The organism is Pseudomonas sp. ICMP22404, from assembly GCF_006227205.1.
GTDB lineage: Bacteria > Pseudomonadota > Gammaproteobacteria > Pseudomonadales > Pseudomonadaceae > Aquipseudomonas.
Window position 1 is genome coordinate 1 of the sequence record NZ_VCNG01000042.1, and the last position, 2,190, is coordinate 2,190.

The 2,190-nt window shown below is 64.8% G+C and carries 2 protein-coding genes; both read left to right on the forward strand.

Annotated features, from left to right (window positions below; translation table 11 throughout):
• Positions 1-1,959, forward strand: a 1,959-nt coding sequence (locus FGE05_RS29530) for a carbon starvation CstA family protein (RefSeq protein WP_139650427.1), incomplete at its 5' end; no start/stop codon positions are given.
• A 16-nt stretch (positions 1,960-1,975) separates the two neighbouring features.
• Complete coding sequence (locus FGE05_RS29535) at positions 1,976-2,173, forward strand: YbdD/YjiX family protein (RefSeq protein WP_008371622.1); 198 nt, start codon at positions 1,976-1,978, stop codon at positions 2,171-2,173.
• Positions 2,174-2,190 lie beyond the last annotated feature (17 nt).

Consider the following 2,190-nt stretch of genomic DNA (forward strand, 5'->3'; position numbering starts at 1 on the left):
GCCCTCTGGATCGTCGTCGCAGCCGTGGCCATCTACCTGGTCGCCTACCGCTACTACAGCCTCTTCATCGCCAACAACGTGATGCAACTCGATGCGCGCCGGGCCACCCCTGCCGTGCTCAACAACGATGGCCTGGACTTCGTCCCGACCAACAAGCACATCCTCTTCGGTCACCACTTCGCCGCCATTGCCGGCGCGGGGCCGCTGGTCGGGCCGGTTCTGGCGGCGCAGATGGGCTACCTGCCCGGCACGCTCTGGCTGATCGCCGGCGTGGTGCTGGCGGGGGCCGTGCAGGACTTCATGATCCTGTTCCTGTCCACCCGTCGTAACGGTCGTTCCCTGGGCGACATGGTCCGCGAGGAAATGGGCCGCATCCCCGGCACCATCGCGCTGTTCGGCTGCTTCCTGATCATGATCATCATCCTCGCGGTGCTGGCGCTGATCGTGGTCAAGGCCCTGGCCGAGAGCCCGTGGGGGATTTTCACGGTGATGGCGACCATCCCGATCGCGATGTTCATGGGCGTCTATATGCGTTACATCCGCCCGGGCCGCATCGGTGAAATCTCGCTCATCGGCGTGCTGTTGCTGCTGGGCTCGATCTGGCTGGGCGGGCAGATCGCCGCCGACCCGGTCTGGGCCAAGGCCTTCAGCTTCACCGGGATCCAGATCACCTGGATGCTGATCGGCTACGGTTTCGTCGCGGCGGTGCTGCCGGTGTGGCTGATCCTGGCCCCGCGGGACTACCTGTCGACCTTCCTCAAGATCGGCACCATCGTCGCCCTGGCGATCGGCATCCTGATCACCATGCCCGAGCTGAAAATGCCGGCGCTGACCCAGTTCACCAACGGCCTGGGCCCGGTGTGGAAGGGCGGGCTGTTCCCGTTCCTGTTCATCACCATCGCCTGCGGCGCGGTCTCGGGCTTCCATGCGCTGATCTCCTCGGGCACCACGCCCAAGCTACTGGACAACGAAACCAACGCCCGCTACATCGGCTACGGCGGCATGCTGATGGAGTCCTTCGTGGCGATCATGGCGATGGTCGCCGCGTCGGTGATCGAGCCAGGCGTGTACTTCGCCATGAACAGCCCGGCGGCGGTGGTCGGCGGTGACGTCGTGGCCGTGGCCCAGACCATCAGTGGCTGGGGCTTTGCCATCACCCCGGACGCGTTGCAGGCGGTGGCCCGGGACATTGGCGAAACCACCGTCCTGGCCCGTGCCGGCGGTGCGCCGACCCTGGCGGTCGGTATCGCGCAGATCCTGCACTCGGTGCTGCCGGGTGAGAACACCATGGCGTTCTGGTACCACTTCGCGATCCTGTTCGAAGCGTTGTTCATCCTCACCGCGGTAGACGCCGGCACCCGTGCCGGGCGGTTCATGCTGCAGGACCTGCTGGGCTCGTTCGTGCCCTCGCTCAAGCGCACCGAATCCTGGACCGCCAACCTGATCGCCACCGCCGGTTGCGTGGCCCTGTGGGGCTACCTGCTGTACCAGGGCGTGATCGATCCGTTGGGTGGCATCAACACCTTGTGGCCACTGTTCGGTATCTCCAACCAGATGCTGGCCGGTATCGCGCTGATGCTCGGCACAGTAGTGCTGATCAAGATGAAGCGCCAGCGCTACATCTGGGTCACGCTGCTACCGGCGGCCTGGCTGCTGATCTGCACCACCACGGCGGGCCTGATCAAGCTGTTCGACGCCAACCCGGCGATCGGCTTCCTGGCCCTGGCGCGCAAATACAACGACGCCCTGGCGGCCGGCCAGATCCTGGCCCCGGCCAAGAGCGTCGAGCAGATGCAGCACGTGGTCTTCAATGCCTACACCAACGCCACGCTGACGGTGCTGTTCCTGTTCGTGGTGCTCAGCATCCTGTTCTACGCGCTCAAGGTCGGTGTTGCCGCCTGGGGCACGAAAGAGCGCACGGATAAAGAAGCGCCATTCCAGGCCCTGCCGGACGCCTGACACGAGGGTTGCAACGATGTTCAATGACTTGAGTCGCCTCGGTAAATACCTCGGTCAGGCCGCCCGCCTGATGGTCGGCATGCCCGACTACGACAACTACGTCGAGCACATGCAAACCAAGCACCCGGACAAACCGGTGATGGACTACGAGGCGTTCTTCCGCGAACGCCAGGAGGCCCGTTACGGTGGCAAGGGTGGGCCGAAGTGCTGTTGACCCGACGGCCCTGAGGT